The 18683-nt window shown below is 72.6% G+C and carries 17 protein-coding genes, 1 pseudogene and 1 CRISPR repeat array; of the genes and pseudogenes, 7 read left to right on the top strand and 11 right to left on the bottom strand.

The features are described from left to right. Positions 1-90 precede the first annotated feature (90 nt). Positions 91-904: direct repeats of the CRISPR family, unit length 28 nt; unit sequence GGACCACCCCCGCGTGCGCGGGGAGCAC. 138 nt (positions 905-1042) lie between these two features. Genes AB0I21_RS22875 through AB0I21_RS22855 form a run of 5 tightly spaced genes read right to left on the bottom strand, consistent with a single transcriptional unit; the run spans position 1043 to position 6537 of the window. Beyond that, positions 1043-1687, bottom strand: a complete 645-nt coding sequence (locus AB0I21_RS22875; protein WP_360563944.1) for a response regulator transcription factor — start codon at positions 1685-1687, stop codon at positions 1043-1045. Beyond that, positions 1675-2979 (bottom strand): sensor domain-containing protein, encoded by a 1305-nt coding sequence (locus AB0I21_RS22870; RefSeq protein ID WP_360563942.1) that lies wholly within the window; start codon positions 2977-2979, stop codon positions 1675-1677. Before AB0I21_RS22870 ends, AB0I21_RS22875 begins: the two co-directional genes overlap by 13 nt. Positions 2980-2995: 16 nt before the next feature. Then, positions 2996-5488, bottom strand: coding sequence for an ABC transporter permease (locus AB0I21_RS22865; protein WP_360563940.1), 2493 nt, complete (start codon positions 5486-5488; stop codon positions 2996-2998). Then, complete coding sequence (locus AB0I21_RS22860) at positions 5485-6243, bottom strand: ABC transporter ATP-binding protein (protein WP_360563938.1); 759 nt, start codon at positions 6241-6243, stop codon at positions 5485-5487. The genes AB0I21_RS22865 and AB0I21_RS22860 overlap by 4 nt, the downstream gene beginning before the upstream one ends. 54 nt (positions 6244-6297) lie before the next feature. Next, the gene (locus AB0I21_RS22855; RefSeq protein ID WP_360563936.1) at positions 6298-6537 is read right to left on the bottom strand and encodes a hypothetical protein; all 240 of its coding nucleotides are present in this window, start codon (positions 6535-6537) and stop codon (positions 6298-6300) included. On the opposite strand from AB0I21_RS22855, the gene AB0I21_RS22850 reads away from it, so the two are divergent. Next, a complete protein-coding gene (locus tag AB0I21_RS22850) occupies positions 6430-6897 on the top strand; it encodes a ThuA domain-containing protein (protein WP_360563934.1) in 468 nt (155 codons plus the stop codon). The genes AB0I21_RS22855 and AB0I21_RS22850 overlap by 108 nt on opposite strands. 17 nt (positions 6898-6914) lie before the next feature. On the opposite strand, the gene AB0I21_RS22845 is transcribed toward AB0I21_RS22850, so the two are convergent. Then, complete coding sequence (locus AB0I21_RS22845; protein WP_360563932.1) at positions 6915-9233, bottom strand: EAL domain-containing protein; 2319 nt, start codon at positions 9231-9233, stop codon at positions 6915-6917. 140 nt (positions 9234-9373) lie between these two features. Continuing rightward, positions 9374-9829, bottom strand: coding sequence for an NUDIX domain-containing protein (locus tag AB0I21_RS22840; RefSeq protein WP_360563930.1), 456 nt, complete (start codon positions 9827-9829; stop codon positions 9374-9376). 85 nt (positions 9830-9914) lie between these two features. Here AB0I21_RS22840 and AB0I21_RS22835 point away from each other — a divergent pair, with 85 nt between their 5' ends. Next, positions 9915-10466 (top strand): hypothetical protein, encoded by a 552-nt coding sequence (locus AB0I21_RS22835; RefSeq protein ID WP_360563928.1) that lies wholly within the window; start codon positions 9915-9917, stop codon positions 10464-10466. Positions 10467-10485: 19 nt separating this feature from the next. On the opposite strand, the gene AB0I21_RS22830 is transcribed toward AB0I21_RS22835, so the two are convergent. Both AB0I21_RS22830 and AB0I21_RS22825 read right to left on the bottom strand, forming a co-directional pair. Beyond that, positions 10486-10893, bottom strand: a complete 408-nt coding sequence (locus AB0I21_RS22830; RefSeq protein WP_360563926.1) for a hypothetical protein — start codon at positions 10891-10893, stop codon at positions 10486-10488. Between the two features lie 467 nt (positions 10894-11360). Continuing rightward, positions 11361-12449, bottom strand: a pseudogene (locus tag AB0I21_RS22825) (PLP-dependent aminotransferase family protein); the annotation flags it as partial. A 209-nt stretch (positions 12450-12658) separates the two neighbouring features. Between AB0I21_RS22825 and AB0I21_RS22820 the strand changes: the two are divergent. From AB0I21_RS22820 to AB0I21_RS22800, 5 genes are all read left to right on the top strand, one after another. Further along, positions 12659-13168 carry a SigE family RNA polymerase sigma factor gene (locus tag AB0I21_RS22820; protein WP_360563924.1) on the top strand — a complete coding sequence of 170 codons (510 nt, stop codon included), beginning with the start codon at positions 12659-12661 and terminating at the stop codon, positions 13166-13168. Then, on the top strand, positions 13165-14250 hold the full coding sequence (locus tag AB0I21_RS22815) for a hypothetical protein (RefSeq protein ID WP_360563922.1): 1086 nt from the start codon (positions 13165-13167) through the stop codon (positions 14248-14250). Before AB0I21_RS22820 ends, AB0I21_RS22815 begins: the two co-directional genes overlap by 4 nt. 82 nt (positions 14251-14332) lie before the next feature. Beyond that, positions 14333-14674: a metalloregulator ArsR/SmtB family transcription factor gene (locus AB0I21_RS22810; protein ID WP_360563920.1), complete on the top strand. Its 342-nt coding sequence runs from the start codon at positions 14333-14335 to the stop codon at positions 14672-14674. A gap of 3 nt (positions 14675-14677) precedes the next feature. Then, positions 14678-15169, top strand: a complete 492-nt coding sequence (locus tag AB0I21_RS22805) for an SRPBCC family protein (RefSeq protein WP_360563918.1) — start codon at positions 14678-14680, stop codon at positions 15167-15169. After that, positions 15169-15789, top strand: a complete 621-nt coding sequence (locus AB0I21_RS22800) for a dihydrofolate reductase family protein (protein ID WP_360563916.1) — start codon at positions 15169-15171, stop codon at positions 15787-15789. The genes AB0I21_RS22805 and AB0I21_RS22800 overlap by 1 nt, the downstream gene beginning before the upstream one ends. A 60-nt stretch (positions 15790-15849) precedes the next feature. Here the strand turns inward: AB0I21_RS22800 and AB0I21_RS22795 are convergent, their stop codons facing one another. Continuing rightward, complete coding sequence (locus AB0I21_RS22795; protein WP_360563914.1) at positions 15850-17598, bottom strand: exo-alpha-sialidase; 1749 nt, start codon at positions 17596-17598, stop codon at positions 15850-15852. Between the two features lie 179 nt (positions 17599-17777). Next, entirely contained in the window at positions 17778-18518 is a 741-nt protein-coding gene (locus tag AB0I21_RS22790; RefSeq protein ID WP_360563912.1) for an FCD domain-containing protein, read from the bottom strand. Between the last annotated feature and the right edge of the window lie 165 nt (positions 18519-18683).

The raw sequence follows: 18683 nt of genomic DNA, 5'->3' as shown, positions 1-18683 counted from the left end.
CCAGTCCTCCACGCTCAACACCCTCCAAGATCATCAAAGAGGAGGGGTCAAGATTCAAAAACCCGCTGGGGGTCAGTCTTCAGGAAGCCGCGACAACCCCCGCGTGCGCGGGGAGCACATGCTGAAGCAGTGCACGGCGCAGTACAGGTACGGACCACCCCCGCGTGCGCGGGGAGCACACGCTGGCCGGCCACGGGCTCACCGTCTGGGACGGACCACCCCCGCGTGCGCGGGGAGCACATCGTGAGCTGCTGCGTCTGGAAGGCGACCTCAGGACCACCCCCGCGTGCGCGGGGAGCACCCCGGGCAGGCGGTCGCGCTGGCTGGCGAGGTCGGACCACCCCCGCGTGCGCGGGGAGCACCGGGCGTCCGCCGGCACGGTGGCGTTGGTCCAGGGACCACCCCCGCGTGCGCGGGGAGCACTCCTGACGCCTACGGACTGACACTGCCCGAGGAGGGACCACCCCCGCGTGCGCGGGGAGCACCCGACTGTCCAATGTGCCAGTGCAGCGGCGCCGGGACCACCCCCGCGTGCGCGGGGAGCACTGTGCCTCGACGTCAAGCAGTGCGTCACGCCGCGGACCACCCCCGCGTGCGCGGGGAGCACTTAATCTCCTTGTCGGTCATGAACTCGTTCACCGGACCACCCCCGCGTGCGCGGGGAGCACCTGTACAACCTGTTCATCTACCGGACGACGGGCGGACCACCCCCGCGTGCGCGGGGAGCACACCCCTTCGAGGGGGGTACGTCCCCGGACCACCCCCGCGTGCGCGGGGAGCACCGTTGGTCGCTCGCCACGCGGCTCCGTTGGTCCGGACCACCCCCGCGTGCGCGGGGAGCACGCCGCTCCACCGACCGCGCCGCCAACGGACTTCGGACCACCCCCGCGTGCGCGGGGATGGTCCCGTCACCGTCCCACGCAGCTACGTCGGGCGTCTCGTGGTGCCCGCGAATGCGGGGGACGGTTCGCCGTCAGAACCCACGCGTACCCGAGTCGCGTCGTTACCACCGCCGCCTGCCGTTGGCGGCCTCAGGGGGCGGTCAGCTGTTGAGGTACGTGAGGACGGCGCGGACGCGGCGGTGGGCGTCGTCGGATGGTGGTAGGTCGAGTTTGGCGAAGATGTTGGTGATGTGCTTCTCGACCGAGACTGGGGCCAGGACCAGGGTCGTGCAGATCGCGGTGTTCGACAGGCCCTGGGCCATGAGGTGCAGGACTTCGCGTTCGCGGGGTGTGAGGCCTTCGACGCCGTGGTTGCGGGCGTTGCGGGTGAAGAGTTGGCGGACGACCTCGGGGTCCAGGGCGGTGCCGCCGGCGGCTACGCGGTCGACGGCGTCGAGGAACTCGTCGAGGTCGGTGACGCGGTCCTTGAGCAGGTAGCCTACGCCGCCGCGGCCGTCGGCGAGGAGGTCGGCGGCGTAGGCGCGTTCGACGTACTGCGACACGATGAGGACCTTCGCGGAAGGGTCGGCCGAGCGGATGCGCAGGGCCGCGCGGAGGCCTTCGTCGCGGAAGCCCGGTGGCAGGCGGACGTCGACGATCGAAAGGTCTGGGCGGTGTTCCGTGACGGCGGTGATGAGGGCGTCGGCGGTGTCGACGGCGGCGACGACGGTGTGGCCGGTGTCGGTGAGGAGGCGGATCATGCCGTCGCGGAGGAGGAGCAGGTCTTCGGCGATCACGATGCGCATGGCAGCTCCGCGTGCAGGACGGTGGGCCCGCCGGGCGGGCTGGACAGGGTGAGGATGCCGTCGAGGGCTTCGACGCGGCGGCGCAGGCCGTCGAGGCCGGGGCCGTTGGGGTCGGCGCCGCCGCGGCCGTCGTCGGTGACCGTGACGTGGACTGTGTCGCCGGTACGGCGGATGTCGACGACGCCGGTCGACGCCGATGCGTGTTTGGCGGCGTTGGTGAGGCCTTCGGCGACGACGAAGTAGGCGGCGGACTCGACCGCGGCCGGATACCGCTCGTCGCCCAGCGAACCGCCCAGCGAACCGCCCAACGAACCGCCCAGCGAGCCGCCCGAGGAGCCGGTCAGCGAGCCACCCAACGGGCCGGTCAGCGAGACAGGGAACGGGCTGTCGCCGGCGAGGGCGGCGAGTGCGGCGTGCAGGCCCCGGTCGGTGAGGATCGGTGGGTGGATGCCGCGCACGAGGCGGCGCAGCTCGGCCAGGGCGTCGTCGAGCTGGCGGCGGGCGAGGGCCACGTCGGGCGCGGCGTCGCCGTCGGTGCGCAGCTTGCGGGCAGCGAGGGCGAGCGTCATCCCGGCGGCGACGATGCGGGCCTGCGCCCCGTCGTGCAGGTCGCGTTCGATGCGGCGCAGCTCGGCGGCCTGCGCGTCGACGACCCGGCGGCGGGTCTCGGCGAGGCGTGCGGCCCGCTCGACGAGCCGGCGGTGCTCACCCGGTGCGAGCAGCGCTGAGGCAAGCCGGGCGAGACCGGTCGCGAGGGTACGGACGAACCAGGCGGCGACCGGCAGCAGCGCCAGCCCGAGCACGGTGAGCCCGAACCGGCCCGGGACGGTGGTCATGAGCGGCTTCATCGGCCACGGCGCGTGCGGGTTCGGCACCGCCCACGCCCACAGCGGCGCGACGATCGAGCCGAGGTCGACGATCGCCACGACCAGGCCGGCGACACCACCGGCCAGGCCCAGCGGGAAGAGCACGACCAGCCAGGCAAGGTCCCGCCAGGTGGCCGGTTGGGCGGCGACGCCAGCGACCCGAGAGCGCAAGGTGCCGGTCACCGGCTCGTACGGCGCGGCGACCGGCGCACCGAGCACCCAGCCAGCCCGGCGCCGCTCCACAGAAGCCAACGCCCGGGTGACCCAGGCCGCACCGAGGAACGCAGGCCCGCCGAGCTGGGTGACGGCCAGCAGCGTGACGATCACGGTGGCGGCGAGGCTCCAGACGAACCCGGCCACCCCGGCGATCGGTGCGGTCGCCAGGTACGCCAGCGGCCGCACCGAACCCATGATCTTGCGCATCATCGCAGATGGTACGGGGTCAGACCCGGCTCGCCAGCGCCCGGCGGCGCAGCATGAGCCTGGTGGGCAGGAACCCGGCGACCAGCCCGAGGGCCGCGACACCGCCGGCCATCGCCGCGTACGTGAGAGGCTCGACGAACACCCGGAAGGTCCCGTCCTGGGCGATGCTGAACGCCCCGACCACGATCCCGGTCACGGTGGCGCCGAGCAGCAGCCCGACGAGGACGGTGACGACGGCCTCGGCGCCGGCGAGCCGGTGCAGCTGTGGGGTGGTCGCCCCGATGAGGCGCAGGTCGGCGTATTCGCGGCGGCGGGCCGTGGCGGCGATCGCGAACGTGTTGACGACGGCGATCGCGGTGAACCCGAGCGAGATGACGACCATGAGCTCCCAGGCGCCCTGCTGGTTCGACGCGTCGCCGGGCGGCGCGGCGTCGAGCGTCGGGGTGATCCGCAGCCCTGGGAACTCGGCGAGGATCCGTTCGTCGGTGCCCGGCGTGTACCGGAGGCCGGCCGTGCGCACGAGCCCGCGCGGGTCGTGGGCGGCGACGAGGTCGGCCGGCAGCACGAGGTCGCCGAAGCCGCGGGATCGCCCGTACACCATGGAAAGGCGCAACCGTTGCTGCTGGCCGTCGGGAAGCCACAGCGGGACGAGGTCGCCGACGTTCCAGTTGTACTGCCGGACGAGTGCCGCGCTCGCCGCGAACCCGTCGGCGGTGTACGCGCCGGCGACGACGCCGAGGTCGAGGGCGGCGTCGGTGCCGGTGACGAGGAGGCCCTGCGCCGGGTAGTCCTCGGGCTTGCCGCCCTGCGCGACGATCACCCGGGTCGGCAGCTGCGCGGCGGCGCCGGTCACGCCGGGCACCGCGGCCAGGCGGCGCACGGCGTCCAGCGGCAGCCCGCCGGCGCCGGCGACCTGGGCCGTGGCGGGCGCCGAGCGGGCCACCTGCTCCTGCCCGGCCAGCCGGCTCGACAGGGCGCCGTTGAGCAGCATGACGGTGTTGATCGCGAACATGAGCACGAGCGGGACGGCGACGGCGGACACCCGGCGGTACTCGGCGCGGGCGACGAGCCCGGCCAGCCCGAACGGCCGGGCGACGAGCGTGGTCAGCAGGCGGACGAGCAGCGGGCCGGTGGCGGCGACCGCGCACAGCAGCAGGGCGGAGGAGATGAAGCTCATCCCCATGCCGAACGGCCCGTCCAGCGGCACGAACGTGAGCACCGCGACGGCGCCCGCGGTCGCGACCAGCGCGGCGAGCACCCGCACGACCAGGCCGCCGGTCGGGGCCGTCGCCGTCTCCACGAGGGCCTGGGTCGGCGCGATCCGGACCGCCCGCCGCCCGGCGATCCGCGCCGCGACGAACGTGACCAGGACCCCGGCGGCCGCCGCGAGCAGCAGCACCGGCACGCTGGCGCGGACCTCGAACTGGGCCGGCACCGCGCCGAGCGTCTGGAACCGGGCGGCGACGACCTCGGCGAAGAGCACGCCGAGCGGGGCGGCCGGCAGCGCGGCGACGGCGGCGAGGACGACGCTCTCCAGGCCGAGGACGCGGCGCAGCTGCTTCGGGGTGGCGCCGATCGCCCGCAGCAGCGCCAGCTCGCGCAGCCGCTGCCGGACGCTGAGCGTGACGGTGCCGGTGAGGACGAAGACGGCCGCGAACGCGGTGATGCCGATGACGAACCCGAAGATCGAGATCGGGCCGATGTAGTCCGGCAGCGCGCCGGGCAGGTCGGCGCGGACCCGGTCGGCGCCGGTGAGGACGTCGGCGGCACCGGCGGCGGCGCGGATCTGCGCCGGATCGAACGTGCCGAAGATCCCGACCGCGGTCGGCCCGGGCAGCCCCGACACGGCGGCGACATCGGCGTCGGCGAGGAACAGCGCGCCCTGCGCGGGCAGCCCGTCCCGGCCGGCGGGTGCCGCGACGCCGCTGACCCGCACCGTGCGGGCCCCGGTCCGGGTGGTGACCCGCAGCTCGTCGCCGACCGCGACGTGTCCTCGTGCCGCGAGGTCCGCGTCGATCACGGCCTCACCGGCGCCCGGCTTGTCGCCGTTCTTCATGGTGTACGGGGTGAGCACCGCCGACGCCCAGCCGTGCCCGATGACGGGCGCGTCGTCGGCGCCCCGCAGCGGGCGACCGTCCTTGGTCGTCGCCTGCACCGGGAACGCGTAGTCGGCGACGGTCGCGGTGACACCTGGCACGGCGCCGATCCGGCCGGCAAGGTCGACGGGCAGGGTGCCGGCGCCGGTCAGCCGCTCGGTCTTGACCTTGCGCTTGACCTTGGTCTTGCCTTCCTTCTTGTGCTTGGTGGTCACCGTCTCCAGGCTGATCTCCCGCTCACCCGCCACGACCGCCGAGGTGGCGGCGAACCGGTCCGCCGGGGGTTTCGCGGTGAGGACGGAGAACAGCAGCAGCCCGCCACCGGCGAGCAGCGCCACGGCGAGGAGCGCGGCGACGAACGTACCCACGAATGCGCCACGGTGCCGGCGCAGGGTGGCGATCGCGAGGCGGATCATCGGGCGCTCCCGGTCATCGTCGTGGCCTTGCGGTCGGTGACGGCGGTCATCTGGGCGGCGACCCGGGCCGCCGACGGGTTCGCCAGCTCGGTGACGATCCGGCCGTCGGCGAGGAAGACCACCCGGTCGGCCCGCGCGGCGGCCGCCGGGTCGTGGGTCACCATGACGACGGTCGTGTGCAGGCCGTCGACCGCCTCACGCAGCAGGTCGAGCACCTCCCGGCCGGTCGTCAGGTCCAGCGCGCCGGTCGGCTCGTCGGCGAAGATCACCTCGGGCCGGGCGGCGAGCGCCCGTGCGAGGGCCACCCGCTGCCGCTGCCCGCCGGACAGCTGCGCGGGCCGGTCGTCCTCCCGTCCGGCGAGCCCGACCCGGCGCACGACCTCCCGCGCCCACGCCCGGTCCGGCCGCGCCCCGGCGAGCCGCTGGGGCAGCAGCACGTTGTGCCAGACGGAGAGGGAGTCGATCAGGTTGTACGACTGGAAGACGAACCCGACCAGCTTCCGCCGGGCCTCGGTGAGCCTCGGCTCCCGCAGCCGCCCGATCTCCTGACCGGCCAGCAGCACCCGCCCCGAGTCCGCCCGGTCCAGCCCCGCCGCGCACTGCAGCAGCGTGGACTTGCCGGAGCCGGACGGCCCCATCACCGCGTTGAACGTGCCGGCGGTGAACGCCACCGACACCCCGTCCAGCGCCCGGACCCCGGCGCCCGGGTACGTCTTCGTCACGTCGAACAGCTCGACGGCCACCGTGTTTCGCATGGATCTCAGGGTGGTCGGCCGCGTCCGATACGGGCACACGGCCGGCCCTGATCTTCACGGTAGGGCTGTCCCTACCATCCCCGGCGGCGGGTCAACGGGTCCTCCAGTCGACGCGGCCCTGGTAGGTGAGGACGAGCACGGCCCCGGTGAGCGCGGCCGGGTCGAGGCGGCCGTCGCGCGTCCGTAGTGGCCGGGGTAGTCGTCGTCGAACAGCTTCTCGGACAGGTTGAACACGCACTCGCCGGTCTGGACGAGGTCGCGCAGGGCGAGCGGGTCGAGTTGGGCGAGCGACACGAGTGGTACGACTTCCAGACCAACCCCCGCGGTGCCGTGCACGTGCTCACGTCGGTCGACAACACGTCCTACACCGGCTCGACGATGGGCGGCGACCACCCCACCACGTGGTGCCAGAACTACGACGGCGGCCGGTCCTTCTACACCGCGCTCGGGCACACCGCCGAGAGCTGCACCGAGACCGCGTTCCTGCACATCCCGCTCGGCGGCATCCTCATCACCGCCGGCGCGGCCACCGTGATCAGCCTGCGGGCCCGGGCCGACAACAGGTATGTCACCGCCGAGAACGGTGGCGGCTCGCCGCTGATCGCCAACCGCACCGCGATCGGCCCCTGGGCGCAGTTCGACCTCATCGGCTGAGCCGGGGCGGGCGTCCGCTACGTCGCGGCGGCGGTCGCCGGTGCGGCGGTCAGCAGCCGGTCGACGGCGTCCGCGGACATCGGGCGGGCGAAGTGGTAGCCCTGCGCGGTCCGGTAGCCGAGCGCGGCGAGCCGCTGCGCCTGCTCCGGCACCTCGATCCCTTCCGCGACGACGTCCAGCCCGACCACCCGGGCCAGGGCCAGCACCGCGGCCGGCATGGCGCCGGCGCGTCCCGGGGCCGAACGCTGCACGAACGACCGGTCGAGCTTGATCTCGTCGACCGGCAGGTGCTGCAGCAGCGTGAGCGACGACTGGTCGGTGCCGAAGTCGTCGAGGGCGACGCGGACGCCCATCCGGCGCAGCGCCTCCAGGTGTGTGACGGCGCCGCCCAGCGCCACGGCGGTGCTCTCGGTGATCTCGAGGGTGAGCCGGTGCGGCGCGAGGCCCGTGTCGGTGAGCACCGCGGCGACCCGGTCGGTGAAGGAGGCCTCGGCGAGCTGACGCGCCGAGACGTTGACGTTGACGGCGGCCGGTGCCAGCGGGCCGTGCTCGGCCGACCAGGAGGCCAGCTGCCGGCACGCCTCGCGCAGCACCAGGTCGCCGACCGCCATGATGAGACCGGTCCGCTCGGCGACCGGGATGAACTCCGCCGGCGGAAGCGTCCCGCGGGTGGGGTGCGCCCACCGCACCAGCGCCTCGACGGCGGTCATCCGGCCGCTGTCCAGCGACACGATCGGCTGGTACTCCACGAACAGCTCGCCGTTGTCGACGGCCTGGCGCAGCTGGGCGCCGAGCGCGGCCGAGCCGGCCACCGCACCGGCCATGCCGTCGGTGTACGGCAGGCAGTTGCTGCCACCGCCGTGCTTGGCGGCGTACATCGCGATGTCGGCGCGGCGCAGCAGCTCACCGGCGTCGTCGCCGGGCCGGCCGCCGGCGATGCCGATGCTGGCGCGCACGAGCAGCTCGTGCCCGTCGGCCACGACCGGTTCGCCGAGGGCGGCGATCATCCGCTGCGCCACCTGCTCGGCGACGGCGGGGGTGACGTCGTCGAGGATCACCACGAACTCGTCGCCGCCCAGGCGCGCCACCACATCGCCGGGGCGGACGGCCGCGACGAGGCGCCGGGCCACGGCGAGCAGCAGCGCGTCGCCGGCCGCGTGGCCGAGCGTGTCGTTGACGGTCTTGAAGTCGTCGAGGTCGACGAGCGCGACGCTGACGCCGTGCCCGGTCGCCGACGACAGCGCCGCGGCGAGCCGTTCGTTGAACAGCGCCCGGTTGGGCAGCTGGGTGAGCGCGTCGTGGGTCGCGTTGTGGTCCAGGCGGGCGACCAGGCGGGCGTTCTCGCGGAACACCGTGATCTGCCGCCACACCACCAGCGCGGTCAACGCCACGGCGGCCACCGCCGCGAGGCGCTCGTCACCGTCGTCGGTGAAGATGGCGACCAGCAGCAGCGTGTCGACGGCGGCCACGGCGAGGTAGGGGAGGTTGCTCGACGGCCGGGTGCCCGTCTGGCGTCGCCGGCCCGGTGCGGGAGGCTCCTGCCACTGCCGTTTCGCCGCCGCCGTCGCGCAGATCATCACTACGGGGACGGTGATCTGGGACAGCCCCAGGTGCGGCTGGTCCACGATGAGCCGTTGCAGGAAGCCGCTGAGCGCGCCGCCGATCATGCCCGCGGCGAACAGGTGCAGCGCGCCGCGCGCCACGAACATGTGCCCGGAGAGCGCGACCTTCGCGATGGCGAACACCGCGAGCAGCTCCAGGACGAGGGTGAAGCTGGCCGCGATCAGCGACGGCGCCCGGTAGCTGCCGGCCTCGAGCAGCGGGCGGGCCTGGTAGTGCCACATGAACACCGTCGCCGCCACGAGCACCGTGCCGGCGTCCATGCCGATCCGCATCCGGTCCCCGCGGCTGGTGGTGCCCAGCGGCAACCGCCACAGACCCCACAGCAGCGTCAGCACGGCGCTGCTGTAGGCGGCCACGGTGACGGGGGAAAGGTCCTGGCTGGCGACGCCGCTGCCGAGCGCGTCGCGAGCGTTGGAGGCGACGCCGATCCCGGCCAGCGCCGCGCAGATGGCCAGGTGCTTCCAGAAGCGCCGGGTCGGTGCGGGGAACCGGGCCGATCGGGCGATCCTCGCCGCGGCGAGCACCGGCACCACCACCGACAGGGGTCCCGCCAGCCACAGCAGCACCAGCGGGGTCCGGGGACCGGACAGGTTGACGGCGAAGACGGCCACGGCGAACGCCGCCAGCACGGCCGAGGCGAGCGTCGACCCGCCCGCCTTCTGGGCACGACGCTGAAGCCGCCGTGACATCACCAGCAGCTTCCCGTCATGCATCGCGGCCTCCGATCGAACACACAGCACTGCCGTCACCGTCGGCGGTCGCGGTCCGGCGCTGAGCGGATTGCCCGTCCGCACCGCGATCGCAGCCCGACGGCAACGGCTCATCCAGACGGTCCCCAGCGGAGCAGCGCGTCTTATCCTCGGGTGTACTGGCCGTGCCGGTCGACGAACCGCCGGCCGTCGTGGCTGCGGACGGCGGGCGTGGGGTGTGCGCCGAGCGCGTCGAGGGTGCGCACGGCGAAGACCTCGCTCATGCCCGCGGCGACCTGGTCGGCGGTCCACCAGTCGACGGCGGCCGCCTCCTCCGTCGCCGCCGGGCTGCCCGCGACGAGACGGGCCCGGAAGACGAGCGCGACGATGCCGACGGTCACGGTCTTGTAGATGCCCGTCAGCCGCTCCGGTTCGATCTCCACCCCGGTCTCCTCGAGCACCTCACGGCGGACGCCGGCCTGCGGGGTCTCGTCCAGCTCCAGGATCCCCCCGGGAATCTCCCACGCGCCCTTGTCGCGTCGCTGGATGACGAGCACCCGGCCCCCCTCGTCGGTGACCACCGCCGCGACGCTGACCGAGTGGCGTGGGAACTGGGTCATGGCTGTCCCTTCCTGTGGCCGGTGGGTCTGTCGGGTTCCATGCGCTCGCTTGGTCAAGACGATGATCAATTCTTAGCATCTGGTCATGTCCTGGTTACCAAGGTTGTGGCACACTCTTCCCGCCGGCCTCGTGCTGGTGGGGACGATGCTCCCGGCCGGCCCGGCCGCGGCCGCCCCCTGCACCGGTGTGACGTGCGTCCGGTACTCCGCGGACATCACCGTCGCCGCGACGGTCGACCCGGCGGCGCCCGTCCTCGCCGGCGTGATCCACAGCTACACGGTCCAGGTGACCAACACGGGCTGGCGCGTCGGCGGGAACACCGCGCCGCGGCCGGGGATCGGCCCCGACTCCGGACCCGTGTACGTGCACCTCCGCCGGGCGCCGGGCGAGCTGGACATCCTCTTCACCAACGACAGCGGGGTGCCCTTCGACTGCTTCCGGTGGGGCAGCGGCGCCGGCCACGTGGTCTGCCACGCCGAGAGCCTCCCGACGGGCACGACCAGCCAGTTCACGTACTACTTCCAGACCCCGGCCGTGCCGGGCACCTACCAGTTCGGCATCGACGTCGACAGCTACCGGTGGACCGAGTACGACGAGACCAACAACGCGCTCACCCTGACCTACAGCGTCGGCTGACCCGGCGGGCGCAGGCGCATCACTGTCGCGCACCGGCATCAGGCGACCCCGAGCCACGGGGACGTCGTTGACCGACGTACCGCCCGGTGACGAAGATGGCCACAGTCGAGGCAGTGCCGGCGCCCATCACGGTCACGCCCTCGACCGGCGAGCCGAGCTCCGCGTAGTGCCACGCGAGCCACGCCATGGTCAGCACGCAGCCGAATCCGAGCACCACACCCGCGCACTGCTTCGCCCAGTCGGCCCAGGCCAACCGGTGGGCGTGACGGCGCTCCGCCTTCAGCAGCTCGATCAGCTCCCCGGCGGTGCCGGGCGACGCCTTCTCCCACTCGGCGAGCCTGTCCCAGGTGGCGAGGTCACGCCAGCCGTGATCCGCCGCGGCACCGGCGGGGTCGGCAGGCCGTGCGACAGTCCGGCGCTCGCTCACGACGTGCTCCTCGCGCGGTCGTGGGCCGTCGCGGCGGGCGGCCCGAGGCGGTGCAGCATCTGGTCGAGGTGCGCTTCCACCCGTGCCAGCGACTCGTCGACGGTGGCCTCGACGTCGGCGGGGGGCGCGGGCGGGGTGAGGTCCAGCGCGTCGAGGAACGCCGCCCACCCCCGCGACGCCCAACGCGGGAGCCGTCGGCGCCGGGCGGGTGGCTCGGGCGGGGGAGTGACGCGGGTCGGTGCCTCGCCGGTGTCGGCTGCCGGCGGCTCAACCGGCAGCTCGACCGGCAGCTCGACCGGCAGCTCGACCGGCAGCTCGACCGGCAGCTCGACCGGCGGCTCAACCCGCGGATTGACCGGCAGCTCGACCCGCGGCTCGACCGGCGGCTTGACCGGCGGGTCGATCGACGCCGGTCGGTGCTGGAACGTGCGGCCGGCCTCGGGCGTGCGCGTGATGGCGCCTGGTGTCCGCACCTCGGTGATGGCGTCCGCCAAGCGGCGGACCGCATCGTCGATGTCTTCGTCCAGGATTGATGAGAACGCCAGGCGCACCGCGTTCTCGCCGCCGTCCAGGAGGAAGTCGGTGCCCCTGACGAACGCGACCCCGTGCCGCTGCCCTTCCTGCCAGAGCCTGCCGGCGTCGATGCCGTCGGGCAGCTCCACCCACATGAAGTAGCCCCCGTCGGGCTCGGTGAACCTTGCCTCGGGGATGAGCTTGTGCAGCGATGAGGTAAGGGTCGCCGCCCGCTGCCGCAGCGCGGTACGCACGACCTCAACCGACCGGTCGAGGTCACCGTTGGCGCAGAACTGGTGCACGATGCCCTGCGACACCATGCTCGGCGACAGGTACTGGTTCGTGGCACGGCGTGCGATCGCCGCGACCAGGTCTTCCGGACCGATCAGGTAGCCGACCCGGACACCGGGACAGACCGTCTTCGTGAACGAGCCGACGTGCACGACGACGCCCGCCGTGTCCCGCGACAGCAGATCGGGCAGCGGTGCACCCCGGAACCGGAGCCGCGCGTACGGGTCGTCCTCGACGACGGTGAACCCGAACTCGGCCGCGAGCTCCACCAGGGCTGCTCGGCGCGGCTCTGACAGCGTCATGCCCGACGGGTTCTGGAAGGTCGGAATGACGTACACGAGCCTCGGCCGCAACCCTCCGTCGAGCAGGTGGCGCAGCTCGTCGACGTCGAGGCCGTCCCGGTCGAGCGTGACCTGATGCACCTTGGCGCCGAGCCCGCGCAGCCGCAGCAGCACCCGGTCGTAGGTCGGCTTCTCCACCACGACGTCGTCGCCGGGACGGACCAGATGCTCGAACAGCAGCGAGTCGGCCTGCAGCGAACCGTTGGTGACGAGGACCTGGCCGGGCGGGACGCCGTGCTGCCGGGCGATCCACTGGCGCAGCGGAAGGTAGCCGGTAGAGGTCCCATACGCGGTCATGCCGGCCGGGTCCATCTCGAACGCCCGCACCGCGGCCGCCTTGAGCCCGTCGACGTCGATGAGATCCAGGGACGGCGCGCCTCGCACGAACGAGAGCAACCGCGGCGCCGACATGTTGCTCAGCGTACGGAAGCGATACGCGGACAGATAGATCCCGCCGGGCAACGGACACGGCCGGCGGACCGCGCCGACGGATCGGCGAACCGGCCGCGCTGTTCGGACGCCGGCGACCGGCCGCCCGGCCCCGGACGGGCGGAAAATTGTCGCCGGGAGCGGCAAGGTTCCGCCGGTGCGCGGCGTATGTAGCGGCGGAGGTGCACTACGTGGATGCAGTGACCAAGTACGAGTTCACCGAGTTCGTGGAGCAACGAAGTCACGCGCTGTTCCGGTTCGCGTACGCGCTGACCGGTGCGCAACACACCGCCGAGGATCTACTGCAGGGTGCGCTGGCCAAGGCGCTCATGAAGTGGTCGAGCATCAACGACCACCCCGAGCCTTACGTCAAGCGCATCGTGTACCGCGACTGGGTCTCCGTGTGGCGGCACCGCAGCCGCCGGCCCGAGACGCTGATGGCCACGCCGCCCGAGGAGATCATCGCCGACCCGAGCGAGCGCTCCGACCTGCGGCTGGTGCTCCGCGAGGCCCTGCGGGTGCTGACCCCGCGGCAACGGGCGGTCATCGTGCTGCGCTACCTCGACGACATGACGGAGCAGCAGGTCGCCGACCTGCTCGGCTGCTCGACCGGCACCGTCGCCAGCTTGACGTCGCGGGCATTGTCCAAGCTGCGCGGCGCCGCCGCCAGTTTCCCGGCCCTGAATGGAGTACCGCTGTGAACAGTCCATTCGACACCGCGCTGCGGGGTGCGCTCGAGGATCTGGTGGACGAGGCCAAGCCGGTCGACCTCGCCGGACCGGCCGTGCGCCGGTACCGCCGGCTGCTGTGGCGGCGCCGCGCGCTGGTCGGGATGGCCGGGGTGGCGGCGGTCGGCGCGCTCGCGATCCCCTACGCCGTGCTGCCCGACGACACGGCGGCACCCGTCACGCCCGGCGCGGTCGCCAGCTCGGCGCCGGCGCAGCCGACGACCCAGCCGGCTTCCCGACCGGCGTCACCCAGCGCCCCGCCCACGCCGGGCCCGACACCGGCGTTCTCCGCCGGCCCGGTGGACGTCGGCGGTGGTCTCGTCATCGTGGCCGCGCCGGTGCACAACGGCATCCTGGTCCTGAACCGGAGCAAGGGCAGCTACCGCACCGTCCAGTACGGCACCGTCCGTCCGGCACCGTCCGGCGACCTCGCCGCCGTGGTCGACGGCCAGTCCGTGGGCATCCTGAACGTCGGCACCGGCAAGGTCCGCTGGGTCACCGGGCCGAAGATCGTCAGCGCCACACCGGACTGGTCCCCGGACGGCACGCAGCTGGTGTACGCGACGAACGGCACCGAACCGGACAGCATCCAGATGGTGGTCGCCGACGTTGCCGCGGCCACCGCGAAGAAGGTCGGCCCCAACATCGTGTGCCTGGAGCAGTGCGCGCCCGGCTGGCGATCCAACGGCACCGAGCTGACCCAGAAGCTCATCGACGACGGCACGGCCGTGTACTCGGTGGCGACCGGCGCCCGCGTCGGCGACACCGTGCCGGGCGCCGTCCCGGGCCGCCGTTCGTGGTCGCCGGACGGCAGGTTCGTCGTCGTCGCCCAGGGCGGACAGGCCGCGGTGATCGACCTGTCGACCCGGCAGCCCACGCTCACCCTGCACGACGACGCGCGCACGGTGTACTGGACGGGCGCTGACGAGCTGGCCGTGGCCCGCCCCGACGGCGTGGTCCTGCTCGGCCTCGACGGCGCGGTCCGCCGTATCACGCCGCTGCCCGCCGACGTGGTCCCGGACGAGGCCACCTCCCTGGTGCTCGGCCGCCCCTGATTCCCCGCTGCCCTGCGCGGCCCCGGCCGGGCAGGGCAGCGGCCGGACTTGACGCATGCCGTTATCGGAATATGATTACGCCGTGGCACGAGCAGCGACGACGTCGGACGCGTTCAACGCGATCGCCGAGCCGCAGCGCCGGGACATCCTGGCGCTGCTGCGGGCGGGTGAGCGGCCGGTGACCGACCTGGCCCGGGAGCTGGGGATGAGCCAGCCGGGGGCGTCCAAGCACCTGCGGGTGCTCCGGGAGGTCGGGCTGGTGCGGGTTCGTGAGGTGGGCAAGCAGCGCCTCTACGGCCTGGACGCCCGCGGGCTGCGGCCGATCCACGAGTGGGTCGGCGGGTTCGAGCGGTTCTGGAACGAGAGCTTCGACCGGCTCGACACCTACGTGCAGGAGCTCAAGCAGACACGGCAAGGGGATTGATCGATGGCAGTGGCAGGGCAAAAAGCGACATCCGACCGGGAGGTCGTGATCTCCAGGGTCATCGACGCCCCGCGGGAGCTGGTGTTCGAGGCGTTCACAGAGGTCCGGCACCTGTCGCGGTGGTGGGGGCCGGACGGGTTCACCACCACCACGCGGTCCTTCGAGTTTCACGAGGGCGGGGTCTGGGACTTCGTGATGCACGGGCCGGACGGGACCGACTACGCCGAGTGGATCACCTGGACCGGGATCGTCCCACCGGAGCGGATCGCGATGCTGCACGGTGAGTCCCGCGACGACCCGAACGCCTTCGAGTCGGTCCTGACGTTCGAGCCGGACGGCGCGGCGACCCGGATCGAGATGCGCACGGTGTTCCCCACGAAGGAACTGCGCGACGAGGCGGTCGAGAAGTACCACGCGATCGAGGGCGGCCGGCAGACCCTGGGCAACCTTGCTGCCTATGTCACCGAGCTCGTCCGGAAGGGAGCCGGGAGCTGATGGCCGGGAAGGTGTTCTTCAGCGTGTCGATGTCGCTGGACGGGTTCGTCGCGCCCGCGTCCGCCGGGGAGCTGATGGGGCGGCAGTGGATGGAGCTGCAGCGGTGGATCTTCCCGCAGCGGTTCTTCCGGGAGAACCTCCACCTGGGCGAGGGCGGCGAGGAGGGCCGCGACAACGACATCGTGCGGGAGACGTTCGAGCGCACCGGCGCGAGCGTGATGGGCAAGCGCATGTTCGACGCCGGCGAGCAGATGTGGCCGGAGGAGGCGCCGTTCCACACGCCGGTCTTCGTCGTGACGCACGAGAAGCGTGACCCCTGGGAGCGGCCGGGCGGGACCACGTTCCACTTCGTCAACGACGGCATCGAGTCCGCGCTCGACCAGGCCCGCGAGGCCGCCGGTGACCGCGACGTCCGCATCGCCGGCGGTGCCGAGACGATCCTGCAGTACGTGAACGCCGGCCTGGTCGACGAGTGCTCGATCGCGTTGTCGCCCGTGCTGTTCGGCTCCGGGATCCGCCTGTTCGAGGGCGTGGACGCGGCCCGCGTGGCCCTGGAGCAGGTCCGCTCGGAGCAGTCCCCGAGGGCGACGCACCTGACCTACGCCGTGCGCCTACGGTAGCTGGCCGGCGCGGCGGGCACGTCCAGGTCGGACGTGCCCGCCGCGGTGTCAGTCGGTGGGTCAGGCGCCGCGCACCCAGTCCAGGGAGAACCGGGTGAAGATGATGCCGCCGGTGTTGCCGATCTCGTACAGGTCCGCGACCTGCCCGTTGCCCAGCACCGCCATCGTGGAGTACCCGGCGGCGCCGGGCTTGAGCAGTGCCCGGGTCGGCCAGGTCGCCCCGTTGTCGGTGGACAGCCGCACGGTGAGGTTGTTTCGGGCGCTCGAGCTCGCGTTGTTGCTGAACAGCACGGTGCTGGTGCGGGCCGGCGCGCCGTTCGACCCGACGTCGGAGGGGCGCAGGTAGCTCATCTCGTCGGCGTTGCAGCCAGGGTCGGGCAGCAGGCTGCTCGCCGTCGCGGCACCGAAGGTGACACCGCCGTCGGTGGACGTGGAGTAGTAGCGGCTGCGGACGCTGTCGTGGCGCATGTTCTGCACCACGGCGCCGGTGCCGCGCTCGACGGCCTTGCTCTCGTTGATGGCGGCGCCGGCCGAGCCGCCCCGCCGCCATGTCGCGCCGTGGTCGTCGCTGTACACGTTGCCGGCGTTGCTGACGCCGTTCGCGTCACGGTAGGAGATGGGCTGGATCAGCCGTCCTGAGCTGGTCTGGATGCCGTGGCCGGAGGAGAAGAACACCTGCTTCCAGGCCGGGTCCTTCGCCTGCGGGTTGAGTTCGACCGATGCGCTCCACGTCGCGCCGTTATCGGTGCTCTTGATGTAGCGCAGGTGCAGGCTGTTGGGGTCGGTGGCGGAGTTGACGCCCGAGCCGGCCGACCAGTAGCTGATCCCGGGCCGCGGGGAGTAGGTGAAGAAGACGTAGACGGCTCCGGTGGTGCGGTCGACCAGCACGCTGGGGTCGCCGACCCCCTCGCTGACGGTCGCCGCGTGGTGGATGATGCGCGGCTGCTCGAAGCTCGCGCCGCCGTCGGTGCTGCGCATCATGGCGATCTGGATGTTGTTGTCGCCGCCGCCGAGGTCGTAGCTGCCGTTGACGCGGGCGTCGGCGACGGCGATCACGGTGCCGTTGTTCGTCACGGCCATGCCGGGGATCCGGACGGAGGCGACGGTGCCGTCGTAGGCGCCGTTCGGTCCGTTGAGGCCGCGGATCACGCTCTGGGTCGTCAGCACCGTGACGGCGTTCATCTTGGGGGTGCCGTCGGCCAGGCCGCAGGTGGCGGTGCCCTGGTTCGTCAGGTCGAATCCGGCGGCGGTCGTGCGCAGCGTGTACGCGGTGCCGGCCGGGACGGTCCAGTACAGCTGCGCGTTGCCGCCCGCCGCCACCGTCGTGGTCCACGGGGAGCCGGTCCGCCCCGGCCACGTGGTGGTGAACGTCGTCGCGGCGCTCGTGCGGTTCTCCAGCGTGAGTTGGAGCCGGCCGGCGGTGCAGTCCATGCTGGCCAGCGCGGACATGCCGGTGCCGCAGTGGAAGATTCCGGCGGCCGTGGTGTCCAGCCCGGTCGGGGTGGTGGTGCGCAGGTTGTACGCGGTGCCGGGGGTGAGGGTCCAGTAGTGCAGGAAGGAGCCACCGGCGGGGACGGTGCGCGTCCACGGCGAGCCGGACCGCCCCGGCCAGGTGACCGTGTACGTCTGTGCGGCGGTGCTGCTGTTGACGAGGTTCAGCGTCAACCGGCCGGCGGCGCAGTCGGCGCCGGGCACGGCGGTGACGCCGGCGGGGGCGGCGGCCTGGGCGGAGGTCGGCAGCACGGCGGTGAAGGTCAGCGCCGCGATCACCGCCGTCGCGGCTCGGATCAAAGCTCTCGGATGTGGCACATCGGCTCCTTCGGATGCATGACCACGGGGGTTGAGGTCATCGGACATACGATGTCCGATGACCATAGGGTGGCGTGGATACCCCGTCAAGGGAGGTCAGGCAGCGAGGTGGCGAGGTGACGCCTGGATGCCGAAAAGGCCGCCGGATGGATCCAGCGGCCTTTCCGGTCGGTGGTGGGTCAGGGCTGGGCGTGCTCCGCCGTCCGCGTGGCGGCGGCGATCCGCTGGCGGACCGGGGCGTAGTGCGCCACCACGGCGGCGGCGAAGGCCGCCGCGTCGCGCTCGCGGACCGCCTCGACCATGGCCCGGTGCAACTCGACGGTGTCGGTCTTCGCCTCGCCGTTGGCGATGCCCAGATACGGCGCGACGATCGCGTAGACGTCCCAGAACGCACCGTTGAGCTGGGTGATCAGCTGGTTGCCCAGCGGCTGCATGAGCAGGTCGTGAAACGCGCGGTCGGTCTCCACGAGCGCCTCGTCGGTGGTGCACCCCCCGAGCTGGTCGACGACCTCGTCCAGCTTGGACAGCTGCCCGTCGTCGAGCCGCTCGATGATCCGGGCCGCCATGCCCTCCTCGAACAGCTGGCGGATCTCCACCAGGTCGAGCAGGACCCGGAAGTCGTCCTCGGGGCTCAGCAGGCCCCGGAAGGTGAGGCTCTCCACCAGGGAGGACAGCGACAACCGGCCGACGAACATGCCGAAGCCGTGGCGGACCTCGACGATGTCCAGTGCGGCCAGGGTCTTGATCGCCTCGCGCAGGCTGGACCGGCTGGCGTTGAGCGCGTCGCACAGCTCCGCCTCGGTCGGCAGGGAGTCGCCGGGCTTGAGCCGGTTCTCGATGATGTACGCCTTGATCTGCTCGGTGACCGCGTGCCGCAGCAGCGCGCGGCTGGCGCGGGCCGGCTTGATGTCCGTGCGCATGGCGTTTCCGATCGTTCGCTGCCAGGGGTGCTGGCTATGCTACCAAGCGTCGGACATCAGACATCCGTCACTGCGCGTACATGGTGAGACCGGTGTCGGCGCGCCGCAGGCGTGCGAAATCTCTCGTCCAAATCCTTCCGGATGTCAGGCGTATGATGTCTGATG

The organism is Dactylosporangium sp. NPDC050588, assembly GCF_040654975.1.
In the GTDB taxonomy this organism is placed as follows: domain Bacteria; phylum Actinomycetota; class Actinomycetes; order Mycobacteriales; family Micromonosporaceae; genus Dactylosporangium; species Dactylosporangium maewongense.
This window is presented reverse-complemented; position numbering and strand designations above follow the sequence as displayed.

Coding starts and splice junctions, on each gene's coding strand:
- AB0I21_RS22790 (WP_360563912.1), bottom strand. CDS start 18,518: ATGCGCACGGACATCAAGCCGGCCCGCGCCAGCCGCGCGCTGCTGCGG.
- AB0I21_RS22805 (WP_360563918.1), top strand. CDS start 14,678: ATGGCAGTGGCAGGGCAAAAAGCGACATCCGACCGGGAGGTCGTGATC.
- AB0I21_RS22865 (WP_360563940.1), bottom strand. CDS start 5,488: ATGATCCGCCTCGCGATCGCCACCCTGCGCCGGCACCGTGGCGCATTC.
- AB0I21_RS22875 (WP_360563944.1), bottom strand. CDS start 1,687: ATGCGCATCGTGATCGCCGAAGACCTGCTCCTCCTCCGCGACGGCATG.
- AB0I21_RS22870 (WP_360563942.1), bottom strand. CDS start 2,979: ATGATGCGCAAGATCATGGGTTCGGTGCGGCCGCTGGCGTACCTGGCG.
- AB0I21_RS22800 (WP_360563916.1), top strand. CDS start 15,169: ATGGCCGGGAAGGTGTTCTTCAGCGTGTCGATGTCGCTGGACGGGTTC.
- AB0I21_RS22860 (WP_360563938.1), bottom strand. CDS start 6,243: ATGCGAAACACGGTGGCCGTCGAGCTGTTCGACGTGACGAAGACGTAC.
- AB0I21_RS22845 (WP_360563932.1), bottom strand. CDS start 9,233: ATGCATGACGGGAAGCTGCTGGTGATGTCACGGCGGCTTCAGCGTCGT.
- AB0I21_RS22840 (WP_360563930.1), bottom strand. CDS start 9,829: ATGACCCAGTTCCCACGCCACTCGGTCAGCGTCGCGGCGGTGGTCACC.
- AB0I21_RS22835 (WP_360563928.1), top strand. CDS start 9,915: ATGTCCTGGTTACCAAGGTTGTGGCACACTCTTCCCGCCGGCCTCGTG.